19 protein-coding genes are annotated in these 15,418 nt (G+C 67.0%); 13 read left to right on the plus strand and 6 right to left on the minus strand.

What is annotated here, in order from left to right:
• Positions 1–77: 77 nt before the first annotated feature.
• Positions 78–1,295 carry a sigma-70 family RNA polymerase sigma factor gene (locus SSKA14_RS18535; protein WP_008265235.1) on the plus strand — a complete coding sequence of 406 codons (1,218 nt, stop codon included), beginning with the start codon at positions 78–80 and terminating at the stop codon, positions 1,293–1,295.
• A 51-nt stretch (positions 1,296–1,346) separates the two neighbouring features.
• Here SSKA14_RS18535 and SSKA14_RS18540 read toward each other — a convergent pair whose 3' ends face one another.
• Complete coding sequence (locus SSKA14_RS18540; protein WP_006424270.1) at positions 1,347–1,907, minus strand: EF-hand domain-containing protein; 561 nt, start codon at positions 1,905–1,907, stop codon at positions 1,347–1,349.
• 156 nt (positions 1,908–2,063) lie between these two features.
• On the opposite strand from SSKA14_RS18540, the gene SSKA14_RS18545 reads away from it, so the two are divergent.
• Together SSKA14_RS18545 and SSKA14_RS18550 are read left to right on the plus strand one after the other, a co-directional pair.
• Complete coding sequence (locus SSKA14_RS18545) at positions 2,064–2,819, plus strand: arginyltransferase (protein ID WP_040008519.1); 756 nt, start codon at positions 2,064–2,066, stop codon at positions 2,817–2,819.
• Between the two features lie 38 nt (positions 2,820–2,857).
• Positions 2,858–4,066 carry an endonuclease/exonuclease/phosphatase family protein gene (locus SSKA14_RS18550; RefSeq protein ID WP_008267782.1) on the plus strand — a complete coding sequence of 403 codons (1,209 nt, stop codon included), beginning with the start codon at positions 2,858–2,860 and terminating at the stop codon, positions 4,064–4,066.
• An 81-nt stretch (positions 4,067–4,147) separates the two neighbouring features.
• Here the strand turns inward: SSKA14_RS18550 and purT are convergent, their stop codons facing one another.
• Positions 4,148–5,335 (minus strand): formate-dependent phosphoribosylglycinamide formyltransferase, encoded by a 1,188-nt coding sequence (gene purT / locus SSKA14_RS18555; RefSeq protein ID WP_040008521.1) that lies wholly within the window; start codon positions 5,333–5,335, stop codon positions 4,148–4,150.
• 137 nt (positions 5,336–5,472) lie between these two features.
• On the opposite strand from purT, the gene SSKA14_RS18560 reads away from it, so the two are divergent.
• From SSKA14_RS18560 to SSKA14_RS18580, 5 genes are read left to right on the plus strand one after another with little or no spacing between them, the layout of a single operon-like run.
• Entirely contained in the window at positions 5,473–6,354 is an 882-nt protein-coding gene (locus tag SSKA14_RS18560) for an SPFH domain-containing protein (protein ID WP_006424215.1), read from the plus strand.
• 45 nt (positions 6,355–6,399) lie between these two features.
• Positions 6,400–6,579 carry a hypothetical protein gene (locus SSKA14_RS18565; protein ID WP_005412615.1) on the plus strand — a complete coding sequence of 60 codons (180 nt, stop codon included), beginning with the start codon at positions 6,400–6,402 and terminating at the stop codon, positions 6,577–6,579.
• A complete protein-coding gene (locus tag SSKA14_RS18570) occupies positions 6,576–6,755 on the plus strand; it encodes a DUF4177 domain-containing protein (RefSeq protein WP_006424209.1) in 180 nt (59 codons plus the stop codon). The genes SSKA14_RS18565 and SSKA14_RS18570 overlap by 4 nt, the downstream gene beginning before the upstream one ends.
• 3 nt (positions 6,756–6,758) lie before the next feature.
• Positions 6,759–7,352, plus strand: coding sequence for a PH domain-containing protein (locus tag SSKA14_RS18575; protein WP_008268039.1), 594 nt, complete (start codon positions 6,759–6,761; stop codon positions 7,350–7,352).
• A 9-nt stretch (positions 7,353–7,361) separates the two neighbouring features.
• On the plus strand, positions 7,362–8,171 hold the full coding sequence (locus SSKA14_RS18580) for a M15 family metallopeptidase (protein ID WP_008268002.1): 810 nt from the start codon (positions 7,362–7,364) through the stop codon (positions 8,169–8,171).
• A 437-nt stretch (positions 8,172–8,608) separates the two neighbouring features.
• On the opposite strand, the gene SSKA14_RS18585 is transcribed toward SSKA14_RS18580, so the two are convergent.
• From SSKA14_RS18585 to SSKA14_RS18600, 4 genes are all read right to left on the minus strand, one after another.
• Positions 8,609–8,980 carry a DUF423 domain-containing protein gene (locus SSKA14_RS18585; RefSeq protein WP_008264449.1) on the minus strand — a complete coding sequence of 124 codons (372 nt, stop codon included), beginning with the start codon at positions 8,978–8,980 and terminating at the stop codon, positions 8,609–8,611.
• 104 nt (positions 8,981–9,084) lie between these two features.
• Positions 9,085–10,158 (minus strand): SRPBCC family protein, encoded by a 1,074-nt coding sequence (locus SSKA14_RS18590; protein ID WP_006424176.1) that lies wholly within the window; start codon positions 10,156–10,158, stop codon positions 9,085–9,087.
• Between the two features lie 233 nt (positions 10,159–10,391).
• Entirely contained in the window at positions 10,392–11,033 is a 642-nt protein-coding gene (locus SSKA14_RS18595) for a response regulator transcription factor (RefSeq protein ID WP_006424175.1), read from the minus strand.
• Positions 11,033–12,241, minus strand: a complete 1,209-nt coding sequence (locus tag SSKA14_RS18600) for a sensor histidine kinase (protein ID WP_008265337.1) — start codon at positions 12,239–12,241, stop codon at positions 11,033–11,035. Before SSKA14_RS18600 ends, SSKA14_RS18595 begins: the two co-directional genes overlap by 1 nt.
• 149 nt (positions 12,242–12,390) lie before the next feature.
• Here SSKA14_RS18600 and SSKA14_RS18605 point away from each other — a divergent pair, with 149 nt between their 5' ends.
• Genes SSKA14_RS18605 through SSKA14_RS18625 form a run of 5 tightly spaced genes read left to right on the plus strand, consistent with a single transcriptional unit; the run spans position 12,391 to position 15,412 of the window.
• Positions 12,391–12,987 (plus strand): GNAT family N-acetyltransferase, encoded by a 597-nt coding sequence (locus SSKA14_RS18605; RefSeq protein WP_008267255.1) that lies wholly within the window; start codon positions 12,391–12,393, stop codon positions 12,985–12,987.
• A complete protein-coding gene (gene minC / locus SSKA14_RS18610) occupies positions 12,933–13,778 on the plus strand; it encodes a septum site-determining protein MinC (RefSeq protein WP_049457735.1) in 846 nt (281 codons plus the stop codon). The genes SSKA14_RS18605 and minC overlap by 55 nt, the downstream gene beginning before the upstream one ends.
• Positions 13,779–13,813: 35 nt before the next feature.
• Positions 13,814–14,623 (plus strand): septum site-determining protein MinD, encoded by an 810-nt coding sequence (gene minD / locus SSKA14_RS18615; protein ID WP_006424120.1) that lies wholly within the window; start codon positions 13,814–13,816, stop codon positions 14,621–14,623.
• Positions 14,624–14,625: 2 nt separating this feature from the next.
• Positions 14,626–14,886, plus strand: coding sequence for a cell division topological specificity factor MinE (minE, locus tag SSKA14_RS18620; protein WP_005408532.1), 261 nt, complete (start codon positions 14,626–14,628; stop codon positions 14,884–14,886).
• A gap of 46 nt (positions 14,887–14,932) precedes the next feature.
• Positions 14,933–15,412 (plus strand): hypothetical protein, encoded by a 480-nt coding sequence (locus SSKA14_RS18625; protein ID WP_040008527.1) that lies wholly within the window; start codon positions 14,933–14,935, stop codon positions 15,410–15,412.
• Positions 15,413–15,418 lie beyond the last annotated feature (6 nt).

A 15,418-nucleotide genomic window follows, 5' to 3' on the forward strand; every position in this document is an offset into this window, starting at 1 on the left:
ACTACCGCACTGAAGGCCGGTCACACTTCGCGCGCGGCTCCGTCATGGGACACAATCCCAGCAGGAGAGCCGCCGCCGTGACGACCTTCGCCGCATCGATCGACCAGACCCTGGAACGCGAACTGCCGGCCGCCGCTGGCGGCTGCCAGCATGCCTATGGCCGCATCGTGCTGGCCTGCCAGAACACGGTCACCGCCATCGCGCTGGCCATCACCCGCGACCGCCAGGCCAGCGAGGATATCGCCCAGGAGGCCTTCGTGAAGGGCTGGCAGCAGCTGCACCAGCTGCGCAGTTCAACCAGCTTCCTGCCCTGGCTGCGGCAGATCACCCGCAACCTGGCCCGCGACTGGCTGCGCGCGCAGCGGGGCCGGCCGCTGACCGGCGAGGCGGCCGAAGTGGCGCTGGGCATGGCCGCCGACCCGGCGCCGGGTGCGGCCGACCGGCTGCAGCGGGTGGAAGAAGAGATCGCCGCCGAAGACATCATTTCCGCACTGCCGGCCGACAGCCGCGAAGTCCTGCTGCTGTACTACCGCGAAGGCCAGCGTTCGCAGCAGGTGGCCGACCTGCTCGGGCTCAGCGACGCCGCGGTGCGCAAGCGCCTGTCGCGCGCCCGCGCCCAGGTGCGTGACGGCCTGCTGCAACGCTTCGGCGAATTCGCCCGCAGCAGCGCCCCGAGTGCGGCATTCGCCACTGCCGTGGTGTCGATGGTGCTGGTGGCCGCGCCCGGCTCCGCCAGCGCGGCGATCCTGCTCGGCACCGGCGTCGGCATCGGTGGCAGCAAGCTCGGCCTCGGCGGCGCCAGTGCGGCAGGCGGTACCGCGATGGGCTCGTTGACCGCCACGCTGGGCCAGCTGCACTTGCTGCCGGCCGAAAGCTGGGGCGCAGTCATCGGTGGCGTGGTCGGCGGAGCGATCGGCAGCTACCTGGGCGGGCGCTTCCTGATGTCGTACACCGAGACCGACGCCGAGCGCGCCGATGTGCGTCGCTTCCTCTACCTCAACATCACCACCGGCATGTTCTGGTGCCTCGCGATCCTGCTGGCAGTGATGCTGCAGGTGCCGGTGTGGGCGCAGCTGGCGGTACTGACGGTCGGCTTGGGCGTGGTCAACTACCAGTGCCTGGTGCCGCTGCAGCGGGTGATGGCGCCGATGATCGTGCGCGACTCGGCACGTCGCGGGCGCACGGGCATCAACTGGAAATACGAGTCGATGTACGGCCGCACCGGCATCATCGCCATGAACCTGATGGTGATCGCACTGGTGTTGTACTCGCTGGCGCGCAGCGGCCGCCTGTAATGGACAACGCCGGCAGTGCGCCGGCGTTGTCGTCGATCATTGCGTTGAATCTCAGCGCTGCGGCTTCGGCATGGCGCCGTCACGCGGGCCGCCCTGACGCGGACCACCATGCATCGGGCGCTTGGCCGCATCGAACTCGGCCTTGCTCAGCTGGCCATCCTTATTCGTGTCGGCCGCGGCGAACCAGGCATCACGCATCTGCTTCACGCGCAGTTCGCGATCGGCCTTGTCGAGGTAACCGTCCTTGTTGAGATCGAGCTGGTCGAAGCGTGCGGCCAGGCGCGGATCGGCCTTGGCTTCCTCGCGGCTGATGCGGCCGTCCTTGTTGACGTCCAGCTTGGCCCAGCGCTCACCACCGTGGCCACGGCGACCGTGCTTCCAGCGCGGCAGTTCATCGCGCGAGAGCTTGCCGTCCTTGTTCTTGTCCAGTTCGTCGAACTTCGCCGCCAGACGCGGGTTGGCAGCGGCTTCGCTGCGGTCGATGACGCCGTCGCCATTGGTGTCCAGCTTGGCCGGGCGCTGCGCCGGGGTGGTCGGGGTGTCGGCCGCCAGCGCGATACCGGAAGCGGAGGTGCCGAGCAGCAGGGCCAGCAGCAGGGGGGTACGGATCATGGAGTCACTCCTGGGGATGGGAATTGCGTCGGGGTGATCACTTCACCCTCGGGGGACAACAACGCCCGGGCGCGACATCGGTTGACGTCGCTGCCAGTTCCATTCATCCGGCGGACAGTCGCCGCCACTGCGACGGGCTGGGGCTATGCTGTGCCCATGGCAATGCATGGCGACAGAGACGACGAACTGCGACTTTTCCAGACCGGCGAGCACCCCTGCGGGTACTGGTCGGACCGGGTGGCGCGCGACCTGGTGCTGGACCCGCACGACCGCCGCCTCGGCGGCCTGTATCCGCTGGCACTGAGCTGGGGCTTCCGTCGCAGCGGTGACCTGGTCTACCGGCCGCATTGCGCGCACTGCCAGGCCTGTGTGGCGGTGCGCATCCCGGTGGCCCGCTTCGCCCCGGACCGCAGCCAGCGCCGTTGTGCGGCCCGCAATGAAGACCTCGAGGTGCGGATCACCGCCGCCACCGCCCGTGACGACCTGTTCGCGCTGTATCACCGCTACCTGGTGCATCGCCACGCCAACGGTGGCATGGACGACCACGGCCCGCACGAATTCGAGCAGTTCCTGATCGGCAGCTGGTCGCACACCCGCTTCATGGAGATGCGCCTGCCCGGCCACGACGGCCAGCCCAGCCAACTGCTGGGGGTGGCGGTGACCGACGTCACCGAGCACGGCCTGTCGGCGGTCTACACCTTCTTCGACCCGGAGCACGCCGCGCGCGGGCTGGGTACGTTCGCGATCCTGCAGCAGATCGAATGGGCCCGCCGCGAGGGCCTGCCGCACGTGTACCTGGGCTATTGGATCCGCGGCCACCAGAAGATGGACTACAAACGGCGCTTCCACCCGTTGGAGGCCTACGACGGCCGCCGCTGGCACGATTTCGACAAGGATCTGGACGGGCGCTGACAAACCGCTGACACCGGGCCGGGTGCACAATACGGCCCATGAACGCCAAACCCCTGATCCTCGCCCTGGCCCTGCTCTGCGGCGCCACCGCCCCCGCCTTCGCCACGTCCCCTGCGATGACCGAAAAGCCGTCCGCTGCGCTGCGCCTGGCCACCTACAACACCTCGCTGTACTCCGATGACGCCGGTGGCCTGATCAAGGAACTGGAAGGCGACAGCGAACACGCACGCAAGATCGCCGCGGTGCTGCAGCAGGTGCGCCCGGATCTGGTGCTGCTGAACGAATTCGACTTCGACGACGCCCACCGCGCCGCCGACCTGTTCCAGAAGCGCTACCTGGAAGTGGCCCAGCCCGGCGGCGGCAAGCCGCTGCACTTCGCCTACCGCTACCTGGCCCCGGTCAACACCGGCGTGCCCAGCGGCCTGGACCTGGACAACAACGGCGTGGTCGGCGGCGAAGGCCGCAGCCGCGGCAACGATGCCTGGGGCTACGGCCTGCACCCGGGCCAGTACGGCATGCTGGTGCTGTCGCGCTACCCGATCGATGAAGCCAAGGTGCGCAGCTTCCAGCTGCTGAAGTGGAGCGCGATGCCGGGGGCGATCCGTCCGGTCGACCCGCGCACCGGCAAGAGCTTCTACAACGACCACGTGTGGTCACAGCTGCGGCTGTCCTCGAAGTCGCATTGGGACGTGCCGGTGAAGACCCCGGCCGGCGTGGTGCACGCACTGGTCTCGCACCCGACCCCGCCGGTGTTCGACGGCCCGGAAAAGCGCAATGCCGCGCGCAACCACGACGAGCTGCGCCTGTGGCAGGAATACCTGTCCAAGGGTGACAAGCCGTGGCTGTGCGACGACAAGGGCCAGTGCGGCGGCCTGGCCCAGGACGCACGCTTCGTGATCCTCGGCGACCTCAACAACGACCCGGTCGACGGCGATGGCCGCCATGAGGCGATCGTCGAACTGATCGAGAACGCCCGCGTGCTGCGCTACCCCACCCCGCGCAGCGTCGGTGGCGAGCAGACCAGCCTGGCCTATGCGGCCAAGGGCATTGAGCGCAGGGGCGCACCGTTCCATGCCACCGGCGATTTCGGCCCGAAGTCCGGCACCATGCGCCTGGACTACGTGCTGCCCTCGACCGGCTTCGAGTACATCGGCAGCGGCATCTTCTGGCCGGCCAATGAAAGTCCGGAAGCGAAGATCGCCGACGGCAGCGACCACCACCTGGTGTGGGTGGACGTGAAGCCGTAAGGCGATATTGATGCAGTACCGACCAGCGGTCGGTACCCACCGGAATCCGGTAGGCGACGACCGTTGGTCGTCGCTCCTTCTTTACGGGCGCAGTTCGACGCCAATGGCGTCGGCGGCATCACGCGCGATGGCGCGTGCTTCGTCGATGGTTTCGGCACGTGCCAGGGTTACGCCCACACGGCGATGGCCGTGCACGCTGGGCTTGCCGAACAGGCGCACGGCAGTGTCCGGCACCTGCAGCGCGGCCGCCACGTTGTTGAAGTACGGCACGCCCTCGCCATGCGCCAGCAGCGCGCACGAGGCCGACGGGCCGCTCTGGCGGATCACCGGAATCGGCAGGCCGAGAATGGCGCGCGCATGCAGCGCGAACTCGCTCAGTTCCTGCGAGACCAGCGTCACCAGGCCGGTGTCGTGCGGGCGCGGCGACACTTCGCTGAACCACACCTCGTCGCCCTTCACGAACAGCTCGACGCCGAACAGGCCCCAACCGCCGAGGTCGTCGGTGATCGCACGCGAGATTTCTTCCGCACGCGCCAGCGCCTTGTCCGACATCGGCTGCGGCTGCCAGCTCTCACGGTAGTCGCCGTCCTTCTGCAGGTGGCCGATCGGCGCGCAGAACGCGGTGCCACCGGCGTGGCGCACGGTCAGCAGGGTGATCTCGTAATCGAAATCGATGAAGCCTTCGACGATGCAGCGACCGGCACCGGCGCGGCCACCGGTCTGCGCGTAGTCCCAGGCCGGGGCGATGTCCGCCTCGCTGCGCAGCGTGCTCTGGCCCTTGCCCGAGGACGACATCACCGGCTTGACCACGCACGGCAGGCCGATCGCGGCCACTGCGGCACGGTACTCGGCCTCGGTATCGACGAAGCGGTACGGCGAGGTCGGCAGGCCCAGGGTCTCGGCAGCCAGGCGACGGATGCCTTCGCGGTCCATGGTCAGGCGTGCGGCGCGCGCGGTCGGGATCACCCGCAGGCCCTGCTCCTGTTCCAGCTGCACCAGGGTCTCGGTGTGGATGGCTTCGATCTCCGGCACCACCAGGTGCGGCTGTTCCCGGGCGATCAGCGCGCGCAGGGCCATCGCGTCCAGCATGTCGATCACGTGCGAGCGATGCGCGACCTGCATTGCCGGCGCATCGGCGTAGCGGTCGGCGGCGATCACTTCCACGCCCAGCCGCTGCAGCTCGATGGCCACCTCCTTGCCGAGTTCACCCGAGCCCAGCAGCAGCACGCGGGTGGCGGAGGGGGACAACGGAGTTCCAAGCTTGGCCATGGCGGTTCCAGCAGCGATGTGAAGGCGGGTGGGCATTCTAGCTGGCCGGGCACCCCGGCCACGGCATCCGACGAACGGTAGGCCGCACTTGATATCATTTTGATATCTTCATTCCAAACCCTCAAGGACGTACTGCCATGAAAGAGAAGTCGCTGTCCTCACTCAACGGCCTCGGCACGCTGGCCGGCGCCCTGCTGGTTGCCCTCGCCGGTGCCGCCGTGTTCGTGCTCGGGGTTGCCGCCAAGGCCAGCACCGGCTCGCCCAACCTGCTGCTGATGCTGCTGGGCGTCCTGCTGGTCGCCGCGGGCATGTTCGTCCTGGCCGGCCTGTACACCATCCAGCCCAACCAGGCCGCGGTGCTCAGCCTGTTCGGCAAGTACGTCGGCACCGTGAAGGACAACGGCCTGCGCTGGAACAACCCGTTCTTCAGCAAGCGCCGGGTCAGCCAGCGCGTGCGCAACTTCGAAAGCGGCAAGCTGAAGGTCAACGAGCTGGACGGCAGCCCGATCGAGATCGCCGCGGTGATCGTCTGGCAGGTGGTCGATGCCTCCGAGGCGGTCTACAACGTGGATGACTACGAGAGCTTCGTGCACATCCAGTCCGAATCGGCGCTGCGCGCGATGGCCACCAGCTATCCCTATGACCAGCACGAGGACGGCCAGCTGGCCCTGCGCAGCCACGCCAGCGAGATCTCCCAGCACCTGAAGAACGAGCTGGCCGAGCGCCTGGCCGATGCCGGCGTGCAGGTGATCGACGCGCGCATCAGCCACCTCGCCTACGCCGCCGAAATCGCCCAGGCGATGCTGCAGCGGCAGCAGGCCAACGCGGTGATCGCCGCACGCACGCGCATCGTTGCCGGCGCGGTCGGCATGGTCGAGATGGCCCTGGCCGAACTGCAGAAGAACGGCGTGGTGCAGCTGGATGAGGAACGCAAGGCGCACATGGTCAGCAACCTGCTGACCGTGCTGTGCTCGGACCGCGGCACCCAGCCGATCGTCAATGCCGGTTCGCTGTACTGAACCACCCTCGCAACGGGGCGCCCCACCGCCCCGCCAGGAGTTTTCATGAGTGAGAAGAAAGCCTATCCGCTGCGCATCAATGCCGAGGTCCTGGCCGCGGCACAGCGCTGGGCTGACGACGAGCTGCGCAGCCTCAACGCGCAGATTGAATACGTGCTGCGCGACGCCCTGCGCAAGGCAGGACGCCTGCCGAAACCCAAGCCATCGCCGGAGGACAAGGAATGAGCAAGCGCTGGAGCTACCAGACCATCGAGGTCAAGACGTCCATGATGGGCCTGCACAAGGCCGAGGACATCCAGGCCGAACTCAGCCGCCAGGGCCAACTGGGCTGGGAGCTGGTCAACATCATCATCCCGGCGCCGATGCGCCCGGCGATGCTGGTGTTCAAGAAGGAGGCCTGAGCCATGGGCGCCAGCGACCCGAAACAGTACGAGGTGGCCGACAGCTCGCCGTTGCGCGTGCTGTGGATCGTGCTGCCGCTGCTGGCCGCCTTCGTGGCCTGCCTGTATGCGCAGCTGTACAAGGCACCGGCCACCGCGCCCTGGATCGAAGTGACGCTCTCGCCGCCCTGGTTCCGCATGGGCGGCAGCGCCGCCTGGAGCCTGCTGGTGATCGCCGCACTCGGCATCGGGCTGGGCACGGCCTTCTTCCGCCGCCGGGTGGAACTGGCCGGCGACGTGCTGGATGTGCGCTCGACGCTGTATCGCCGGCGTGTTCCGGTGGCAAAGCTGCGACTGGACCAGGCGGAGGTGGTCGATCTCGGCCGCGACCGCCGCTATGGCATCCGTTTCAAGACCAACGGCTATGCAATGCCGGGCTTCTATTCGGGCCACTTCCGCCTGCAGGGCGGCGGCAAGGGATTCGCCCTGGTCACCGATCGCGCGCGCGTGCTTGCCCTGCCGGTCAGCGACGGCAGCACGCTGCTGCTCAGCGTGGATCGGCCGCAGGTGCTGCTCGATGCCCTGCGCAAGGTGGCCGCATCGGCGCCGCGGCAGTAAGCTGCGGCGATGCAACGACGCCCGCCACTGCTGATCAATACCGCGACCATCGAGTTGTGGCCTGCCGGCCTGCTGCGTGCGCGCAGCAACATGGACGCGCGCCTGCTGTCACAGGCGCACTGGGTGCTGCGGCGCAAGCGTGATGGCCGCTATCTGGCGGCCGTACTGCCGCACGGCGTGCATTCGATGGTGCCACGCCTGACGCGTGAGCCCGGGACCGAGGAGGCACTGGCACTGCTGGACGCAGCGGCAGCTCGACCGTTCGGCGCTGCGCTGGAAGATCAATGGCTTCCACTGGCCGGGCTGCAGCAGCGCCTGCAGCAGCTGGGCCTGGACGCCCAGCGTTACGCAGACGACAGCGGCCTGCCCCTGGAACCGGAACCCTGCCTGCTGCATTTCGCCGGTCGTGACCGCTTCGCCCGCCCGCTGTGGCTGCGCCGCGGCGCTGCGCAGGGCTGGCGGCGGATGCGCCTGCACGCGGCACGGGATGGCGTGGCACTGGACGCGATCTCCGGTTTCCGCAGCCATGCCTACCAGCTGGGCATCTTTGAACGGAAACGGGCGCGCGGGCTGAGCGTGGCGGAGATCCTGAAGGTCAATGCCGCACCGGGATTCAGCGAACACCACAGCGGCCATGCGCTGGATATCGGCACGCCGGGCGACGCCCCGGCCGAAGAATCCTTCGACGCCACCGATGCGTTTGCCTGGCTGCAGCGCCATGCCGGCGCGCACGGCTTCCAGCTGAGCTACCCGCGCGACAACCCGCACGGCATCGTCTACGAACCCTGGCACTGGTGCTGGAGACCGGCCAACGGCTGAGCCCCTCGTGGCGAACGCCTGGAGCGGTCAGCGCATGGCCGCGGGCGGGATGAACTTGCGGGGGCCGCCGTGAATCCGTCCGTGGAGGCTTGGGCGCCGCATCCATGCGGCTTACATCCCCGCAAGCCCATCCCGCCCGCGTCCTGGAATTGTTCCGTGTGCGTCCGCCACGGAATGGAACAAGAGAGCAAAGGCAAAAGCCGGTTGCTCCGCTCGAAGCCTCTGCAACGGATCAGCGCGCGGCTGTTGGGTCCGTCGAGGGCGAAGAGGTGCGCGCGATTCTGTAGAGCCGAGCCATGCTCGGCTGCTCTCCGCACCGGCTCGCGGCCGGCGGCGCGTTTCTTTTGGTTACTTTTCTTTTCGCGCGAAAAGAAAAGTAACGCCCATGAACCATCACGATCGCATCAGTATGGATCGAAGCGACAGCCCGGCTGCTGTCACCGCCTCAACGCATTGATCGCCAGCAGCACCCATCCGGCCATCATGCTGGTGCCGCCGATCGGCGCCATCCGCGTCGGCCACTGCCATAGCGCCCCGCCCACCAGGCTGCCGGAAAACAACAGCACGCCCAGCAGCACTACGTACAACGCCAGGTGCGCGATCGCCCCCTGCGCACGCGGGCCCAGCGCCACCAGCACCGCACCGTGCGCGAATGCGTACAACGCTGCCATGTTCAGATGCTGCTGCGCCAACGGATCGGCCACCCCATGCGAGGCATAGGCGGACAGGCCGATCGAGGTGGCGGCCAGCAATGCACCCAGGCAGGCCAGCAGGGAAGGCTTACGGGCACGGCGTTCCAGATTGAACATGAGGGCTCCTTGCGCAGCGCCGCTTGCCGGGCGCCAGATGAAAAAAAACGCGCCGCAATGAGCGGCGCGTTTTCGTGTCCAACATTACATGGGTCAGCCGAGGCTTACTTGACGGCCCAGTAGATGTCGTAGGTCGCTTCCGGGGTGAACGACTTGTCGATGCCGTCCTTCCAGGTTTCGTACGGACGGTCGATGACTTCGTTGCCCGAGGTCACGGCCCAGGCACGCAGGCCGTTGCGGGCCACGTCCAGACCTGCCATGTGGCCGGTGTAGGCCGCATGCGCCGAACGGTGCGGAGCAACGTGCACGTACTTGACCGGAGCGCCGCCGTCGATCTTGACGGTCAGCTCTTCAGCGGTGGCACCTTCAGTACCCTTCTTCTTCACCGGCTGGGCGATGTCGAAGGCGTACTTCTCAGCACCGAAGTCGGTGGTGATGATGCGGAACGGGCCGGCGGCTTCAAGGCCATTGGCCTCCATCACGCGCTTGATCCACTCCTGGTTGTCCTTGATGGACTTGGTGATCGTGTCCTGACCGCGGTCCACGTTACCGGCGTTGACGACCAGCAGGTCTTCAACCGGCACATCAACGATGGCCAGATCGGTCAGCGGCGCTTCCGGGGTGCGGTAGTCGACGTTCGGGACAGTGGCGAGCATGTTGGCCATGCGCGACAGGCCCATCTTGATGTCGTCGCCGATCTGGCGGCTGACATACAGGCCGGCATAACGACCGAACAGGTCGAAGCCGTACTTCACCGAGTAGTCCTGGGTGATCTTGACGTTGCGGCCACCCTTGCCGGTCGGCTCCAGGGTGAACGTGGTGACCTTGTCGTGACCCTTGGTCGGGTCTTCGATGGCGATCGCAACACGCTTGTTCTCTTCGGCTTCGGTGATCTTCCAGGAGCCGGTGCCCAGGTCCTTGGAGGTGAAGTCGAGAGTGGCACCGACGCCGGAGGCCGGGCCGGACAGCTTCAGTTCAACGGCGGGATCGCGCAGTACCAGCGGGTTCCAGTCCTTGAAGCGGCGCAGGCTGCTGACCGTGTCGTACACGATCGTCATCTTGCGGTTGGTCTCGATGCTTTCGGTGATGTGACGCTCGCCCGGCAGACATACGCCAATGATGACGAACAGGCCAGCCACGATCCCCAAGGCGATCAGGAACTCGATAATACGGGTCATTCAGAGAGTCTCCGGGGCCGATCCCACGGCCGGGTTGATTGAAGCGAAGCGCCAATCCTAGCAGGCTTCGCGGGCATTGTTTATCGGGATTGGCGCACCGGTTTCCCTGCCGGCTGCGTATTTGTATGGACAAAGAATTCGAAGGGTAACGCATACCGTCACCCGCCAGTAGGGGGCGCGCTTGGCCGGAACCCCCGACCGTCACCCAAGTTGTTGTACCGGAACGATTTTCCCTAGACCAGCTGAAGTTCGAACGCCTTCAGCACGGCGCGCGTGCGGTCGCGCACACCCAGCTTGGAGAGGATGTTGGACACGTGGTTCTTGATCGTGCCCTCGGCCACGCCCAGCGAGTTGGCGATCTCCTTGTTGGAGAATCCGCTGGCCATCAGCCGCAGGATCTCGGTCTCGCGGTCGGTCAGCGGGTCGGGCCGGTCCAGGCTGACGAACTCGTTGCGCATGTGTTCCAGGCCCGACAGCAGCCGCTGGGTCACCGCCGGCTGCACCAGCGAACCGCCGTCGGCCACGGTGCGGATGGCCCCGACCAGCTGCGCCAGGGTCACGTCCTTGAGCAGGTAGCCCTTGGCACCGGCCTTGAGCCCGGCCAGCACCAGCTGGTCGTCATCGAAAGTGGTGAGGATGATGGTCGGCGGCAGCTGCTCCTGCCGTGACAACACCTGCAGCGCTTCCAGCCCGGACATCACCGGCATGCGCATGTCCATCAGGACCACATCGGGACGCACCTGCGGGATCAGCTCGACCGCCTGCCGGCCATCGCCGGCCTCGGCAACCACCTCGATGCCATCATCGAGCGCCAGCAGGGAGCGGATTCCCTGCCGCACCAGGGTTTGGTCATCGACCAGGCAGACGCGAATCATCAACGTACTCCTTCAGGAACCTTGGTAAGGGCGGCCACCAGCACTGTTGCCGGCACCGTCGCCCGCAGGCGGAAGCCTTCGCCGGGACGGGTCTCGACCTGCAGCTGGCCACCACATTGTTGCAGGCGCTCGCGCATGCCGCGCAAGCCATTGCCCACATTGACCATTTCCGCGCCGACACCGTCGTCGCGGGCCTCCACCACCACCCGGTCCGGCGCTTCACGGTACACCTTGATCCACAAGTGGCGGGCACCGGCGTGGCGCACGGCATTGGTGATGATCTCCTGGGTGCAGCGCAGCAGCACGTGGGCCCGCTGCGGGTCCTCCACGTTCAGGGGATCCTCGATCTCCAGCCGGATGTCCAGCGAGGGCACGTTCTCGGTCAGCGGGCGCAGCGCCGCGGCCAGATCGATGGCGCCGGTCTCGCGCAGCTGGCTGACCACCTCGCGCACGTTGCCCAGCAGCAGCTTGGCCAATGCGTGGGAACGCTTCACATGCTCCAGCGCCTGGCCATCGGCCAGGTGGCCGGCCACTTCCAGGTTCAGGGTCAGCGCGGTCAGCTGGTGGCCCAGCAGGTCATGCAGCTCGCGCGAGATGCGCGTGCGCTCATTGACCCGGGCGCTCTCGGCCAGCAGGGCGCGGGTGGCACGCAGTTCCGAGTTGAGCCGGCGCTGCTCGTCGCGGGCCTCGGCCTGGCGACGGGCCACCAGCGCGATCACGAACACGAAGCTGGAGAAGCCCATGTAGCCCACCGCCTGCAGCACGGCGATGAACGGCGGGAAGCCCAGCGGCTGGATGTAGACCGGCAACACGGCCAGGTTGCTGGCCACCAGCCAGACCACGCCGATGCGCGGCCCCAGCAGCCAGGGCAGCAGGCCGGCCACCACCATCAGCAGGATGCTGCCCAGCGCGGTACCGGAAAAATAGCTCACGCCGATCGCGCAGGCGGTCAGCAGGATCAGCGCCGCGTGGTCGAAGAAACCCGGACGGCCCTCGCCCAGCGAGCGGGTCAGCGCCCAGTACACGATGCCGAAAGCCAGGTAGGCCGAGGCCCAGGGAATGATGCGGAAGCCGGCTTCGCCGTCCAGCGTCTCCAGCGTCAGCGAGACAGGATCGATCAGGTAGATCGCAAGCCAAAGGCCGACGGTGCCCCAGGTGAACAACCCGGAGTAGCGCAGCATCGCATTGTGGTTCAGTCGGGCCAGCATCCCTCATCGTAGCCCGTGCACGGCCGCTCCCAAGCGCCGAAAGTCATGCTCGGGCATATCCCCTGTTCATGCCGCAGCCCACCCCGGGCATGCAATAATCGTGCGCAGGGTCCGTTGACGGACCAACCGCGTTACCCCACGGAGTCACAATGTCGATTGTCATCCGCGACGTGCGCGAGCACGAGCTCGATTCCGTCCTGGCTTTGAACAACAACGCTGGCCTGGCCATCCTTCCCCTGGATGCGGCCCGCCTGCGCCTGTTCTACGAAACCGCTGAGTATTTCCGCGTCGCCGAGCGCGACGGCAACCTGGCCGGATTCCTGATCGGCTTCGGCAGCGACAGCCAGCACGACAGCAGCAACTTCGCCTGGTTCAAGCAGCAGCTGGACACGCCCTTCTTCTATATCGACCGCATCGTGGTCGCCAGCCGCCGTCGCGGCGGTGGCGTCGGCCGTGCGTTCTATGCCGATGCCCAGAGCTTCGCCGAGCTGCGCTACCCGCAGATGACCTGCGAGGTCTTCCTCGACCATGGCGCCGATGCCGCCCTGCTCTTCCACGGCAGCTTCGGCTTCCGCGAGCTGGGCCAGAACACCATGGCCCAGGTCGATGTGCGTGCCAGCATGCTGGCCAAGGAACTGTGCAGCTACCCGTGGGTGCAGGAAACCTACCGCGGCAAGCTGCCGGATGTGGCATGGACACGCGCCCGGCAGCTGCCGGCGCAGGCACAGCGGCCGACGGGGACCTGAGCGTGGCGGTGAATTTCGATTACGAACAGGCCGGTGAACTGAAGATCGGCCAGGTAGGCATCGCCAACCTGCGCATCCGCACTCTTGATGTCGAACGCCTCGTGCAGGAAATGCGCGAGCGCGTGACCCGCGCACCGAAGCTGTTCGGCCGCGCTGCGGTGATCCTCGATTTCGGCGGCCTGAGCCAGGTGCCGGACGTGGCCACCGCACAGGCGCTGGTCGACGGCCTGCGCAGCGCGGGCGTGCTGCCGGTGGCACTGGCCTACGGCACCAGCGCGGTCGATCTGCTTTCGCAGCAGCTCGGCCTGCCGTTGCTGGCCAAGTTCCGCGCCCAGTACGAGCGCGCCGAGGCCGAACCGGCCCCGCCGGCGCCCGCACCGGAACCGCGTCGCGCCGTCCGCGCCGAGCCGAAGCCGGCCCCCGCCGCGCCGGTGGCCAAGGTCGCCGATGCCGCCGCGCCGCAGCCGGGCCGCATGCAGCTGGGCAACGTGCGTTCAGGCCAGCAGCTGTACGCGGAAAACTGCGACCTGACCGTGATGGCCACCGTCGGCGCCGGCGCCGAGGTCATCGCCGATGGCAGCATCCATATCTACGGCACCCTGCGCGGCCGCGCGCTGGCAGGAGCCCAGGGCAACACCGCGGCACGCATCTTCTGCCGTGATTTCCATGCGGAACTGGTCGCCATTGCAGGCCATTACAAGGTACTGGACGATGTCCCGGACAACCTGCGCGGCAAGGCCGTGCAGGTATGGCTGGAACAGGACCAGATCAAGATCGCTGCGCTGGACTGACGCAGCACCCAAACAGAATCATCAGGAGAAGTCCTTTGGCTGAAATCATCGTAGTCACCTCCGGCAAGGGCGGCGTCGGCAAGACCACTTCCAGCGCGAGCCTGGCCTGCGGCCTGGCGCGGCGCGGCAAGAAGGTGGCGGTGATCGACTTCGACGTCGGCCTGCGCAACCTCGACCTGATCATGGGCTGCGAACGCCGCGTGGTGTACGACTTCGTCAACGTCGTGCACGGCGAAGCCACCCTCAAGCAGGCCCTGATCAAGGACAAGCGCTTCGACAACCTGTACGTGCTGGCCGCCTCGCAGACCCGCGACAAGGACGCACTGACCCAGGAAGGCGTGGGCAAGGTCCTGAAGGACCTGGCCGCCGACGGCTTCGACTACATCATCTGCGACTCCCCGGCCGGCATCGAGAAGGGCGCCTTCCTGGCGATGTACTTCGCCGACCGCGCAGTGGTGGTGGTGAACCCGGAAGTGTCTTCGGTGCGCGACTCCGACCGCATCATCGGCCTGCTCGATTCGAAGACCCACAAGGCCGAGTCCGGCCAGGACGTGCCGGCCTTCCTGCTGCTGACCCGCTACACCCCGGTGCGCGTGGAAAGCGGCGAGATGCTGAGCATCGCCGACGTCGAGGAAGTCCTCGGCCTGAAGGCGATCGGCGTGATTCCGGAATCGGGCGACGTGCTCAACGCCTCCAACAAGGGCGAGCCGGTGATCCTGGATGTCGAATCCGCTGCCGGCCAGGCCTATGAAGACGCCGTCGCGCGCATCCTCGGCGAAGAACGCCCGATGCGCTTCACCAACGTCGAGAAGAAGGGCTTCTTCAGCAAGCTGTTCGGAGGGTAAGCATGGGCCTGTTTGATTTCCTCAAAGCGAAGAAGACCACCGCCGAAACCGCCAAGAACCGCCTGCAGATCATCATCGCGCAGGAACGCAGCCACCGCGGTGGCCCGGACTACCTGCCGCTGCTGCAGCGCGAGCTGCTGGAAGTGATCAAGAAGTACGTAAACATCGACGTCGACGCGGTGAAGGTCGACCTGGTGAAGGATGGGCAGCACGACGTGCTGGACATCTCCGTGGCGCTGCCTGAAGGCCCGGACAAACCCTGATGCCCTGCCCCGCCCGTGCCTGCATGGGCGGGGCTGCGTGACCCGCATGACCGATACGACAACCGCCGTGAACATCACCTGCGTGGGCGACATCGCCTTCGCCGATGCGCAGTGCCTGCTCGCCGCGCATGGCCTTCGGCTGCACCACGTGTCCGCCGGTGAACCGATTCCCGGCAGCTACTGGGGCGAACCGGAGGCGGGCATCATCGCCAGCAACGTCTACGTGCGCAATGACACGCCCGTGCACTCGATGCTGCACGAAGCCTGCCACCTGATCGTGCTGCCGCCGGAGCGGCGTGCACTGGTGCATACCGACGCCACCGATTCGGTGCCTGAGGAAGACGCGACCTGCTACCTGCAGATCGTGCTGGCCGGGCAGCTGCCCGGTGTCGGCAGCGAGCGGCTGATGGCCGACATGGATGCGTGGGGGTATACGTACCGGCTGGGGTCTACGAAGGCGTGGTTCGAGCAGGATGCCGAAGACGCGAAAGCCTGGTTGATCGAACGCGGCTTGCCGGTGGCATAGAGCATC

This window comes from Stenotrophomonas sp. SKA14, assembly GCF_000158575.1.
Classification (GTDB): Bacteria; Pseudomonadota; Gammaproteobacteria; order Xanthomonadales; family Xanthomonadaceae; genus Stenotrophomonas; species Stenotrophomonas forensis.

Excerpts from the sequence above, each read along its gene's own strand:
- SSKA14_RS18540 (WP_006424270.1), bottom strand. The coding sequence starts at position 1,907 with ATGATCCGTACCCCCCTGCTGCTGGCCCTGCTGCTCGGCACCTCCGCT.
- SSKA14_RS18545 (WP_040008519.1), top strand. The coding sequence starts at position 2,064 with ATGGCAATGCATGGCGACAGAGACGACGAACTGCGACTTTTCCAGACC.
- SSKA14_RS18550 (WP_008267782.1), top strand. The coding sequence starts at position 2,858 with ATGAACGCCAAACCCCTGATCCTCGCCCTGGCCCTGCTCTGCGGCGCC.
- purT (WP_040008521.1), bottom strand. The coding sequence starts at position 5,335 with ATGGCCAAGCTTGGAACTCCGTTGTCCCCCTCCGCCACCCGCGTGCTG.
- SSKA14_RS18560 (WP_006424215.1), top strand. The coding sequence starts at position 5,473 with ATGAAAGAGAAGTCGCTGTCCTCACTCAACGGCCTCGGCACGCTGGCC.
- SSKA14_RS18565 (WP_005412615.1), top strand. The coding sequence starts at position 6,400 with ATGAGTGAGAAGAAAGCCTATCCGCTGCGCATCAATGCCGAGGTCCTG.
- SSKA14_RS18570 (WP_006424209.1), top strand. The coding sequence starts at position 6,576 with ATGAGCAAGCGCTGGAGCTACCAGACCATCGAGGTCAAGACGTCCATG.
- SSKA14_RS18575 (WP_008268039.1), top strand. The coding sequence starts at position 6,759 with ATGGGCGCCAGCGACCCGAAACAGTACGAGGTGGCCGACAGCTCGCCG.
- SSKA14_RS18580 (WP_008268002.1), top strand. The coding sequence starts at position 7,362 with ATGCAACGACGCCCGCCACTGCTGATCAATACCGCGACCATCGAGTTG.
- SSKA14_RS18585 (WP_008264449.1), bottom strand. The coding sequence starts at position 8,980 with ATGTTCAATCTGGAACGCCGTGCCCGTAAGCCTTCCCTGCTGGCCTGC.
- SSKA14_RS18590 (WP_006424176.1), bottom strand. The coding sequence starts at position 10,158 with ATGACCCGTATTATCGAGTTCCTGATCGCCTTGGGGATCGTGGCTGGC.
- SSKA14_RS18595 (WP_006424175.1), bottom strand. The coding sequence starts at position 11,033 with ATGATTCGCGTCTGCCTGGTCGATGACCAAACCCTGGTGCGGCAGGGA.
- SSKA14_RS18600 (WP_008265337.1), bottom strand. The coding sequence starts at position 12,241 with ATGCTGGCCCGACTGAACCACAATGCGATGCTGCGCTACTCCGGGTTG.
- SSKA14_RS18605 (WP_008267255.1), top strand. The coding sequence starts at position 12,391 with ATGTCGATTGTCATCCGCGACGTGCGCGAGCACGAGCTCGATTCCGTC.
- minC (WP_049457735.1), top strand. The coding sequence starts at position 12,933 with ATGGACACGCGCCCGGCAGCTGCCGGCGCAGGCACAGCGGCCGACGGG.
- minE (WP_005408532.1), top strand. The coding sequence starts at position 14,626 with ATGGGCCTGTTTGATTTCCTCAAAGCGAAGAAGACCACCGCCGAAACC.
- SSKA14_RS18625 (WP_040008527.1), top strand. The coding sequence starts at position 14,933 with ATGACCGATACGACAACCGCCGTGAACATCACCTGCGTGGGCGACATC.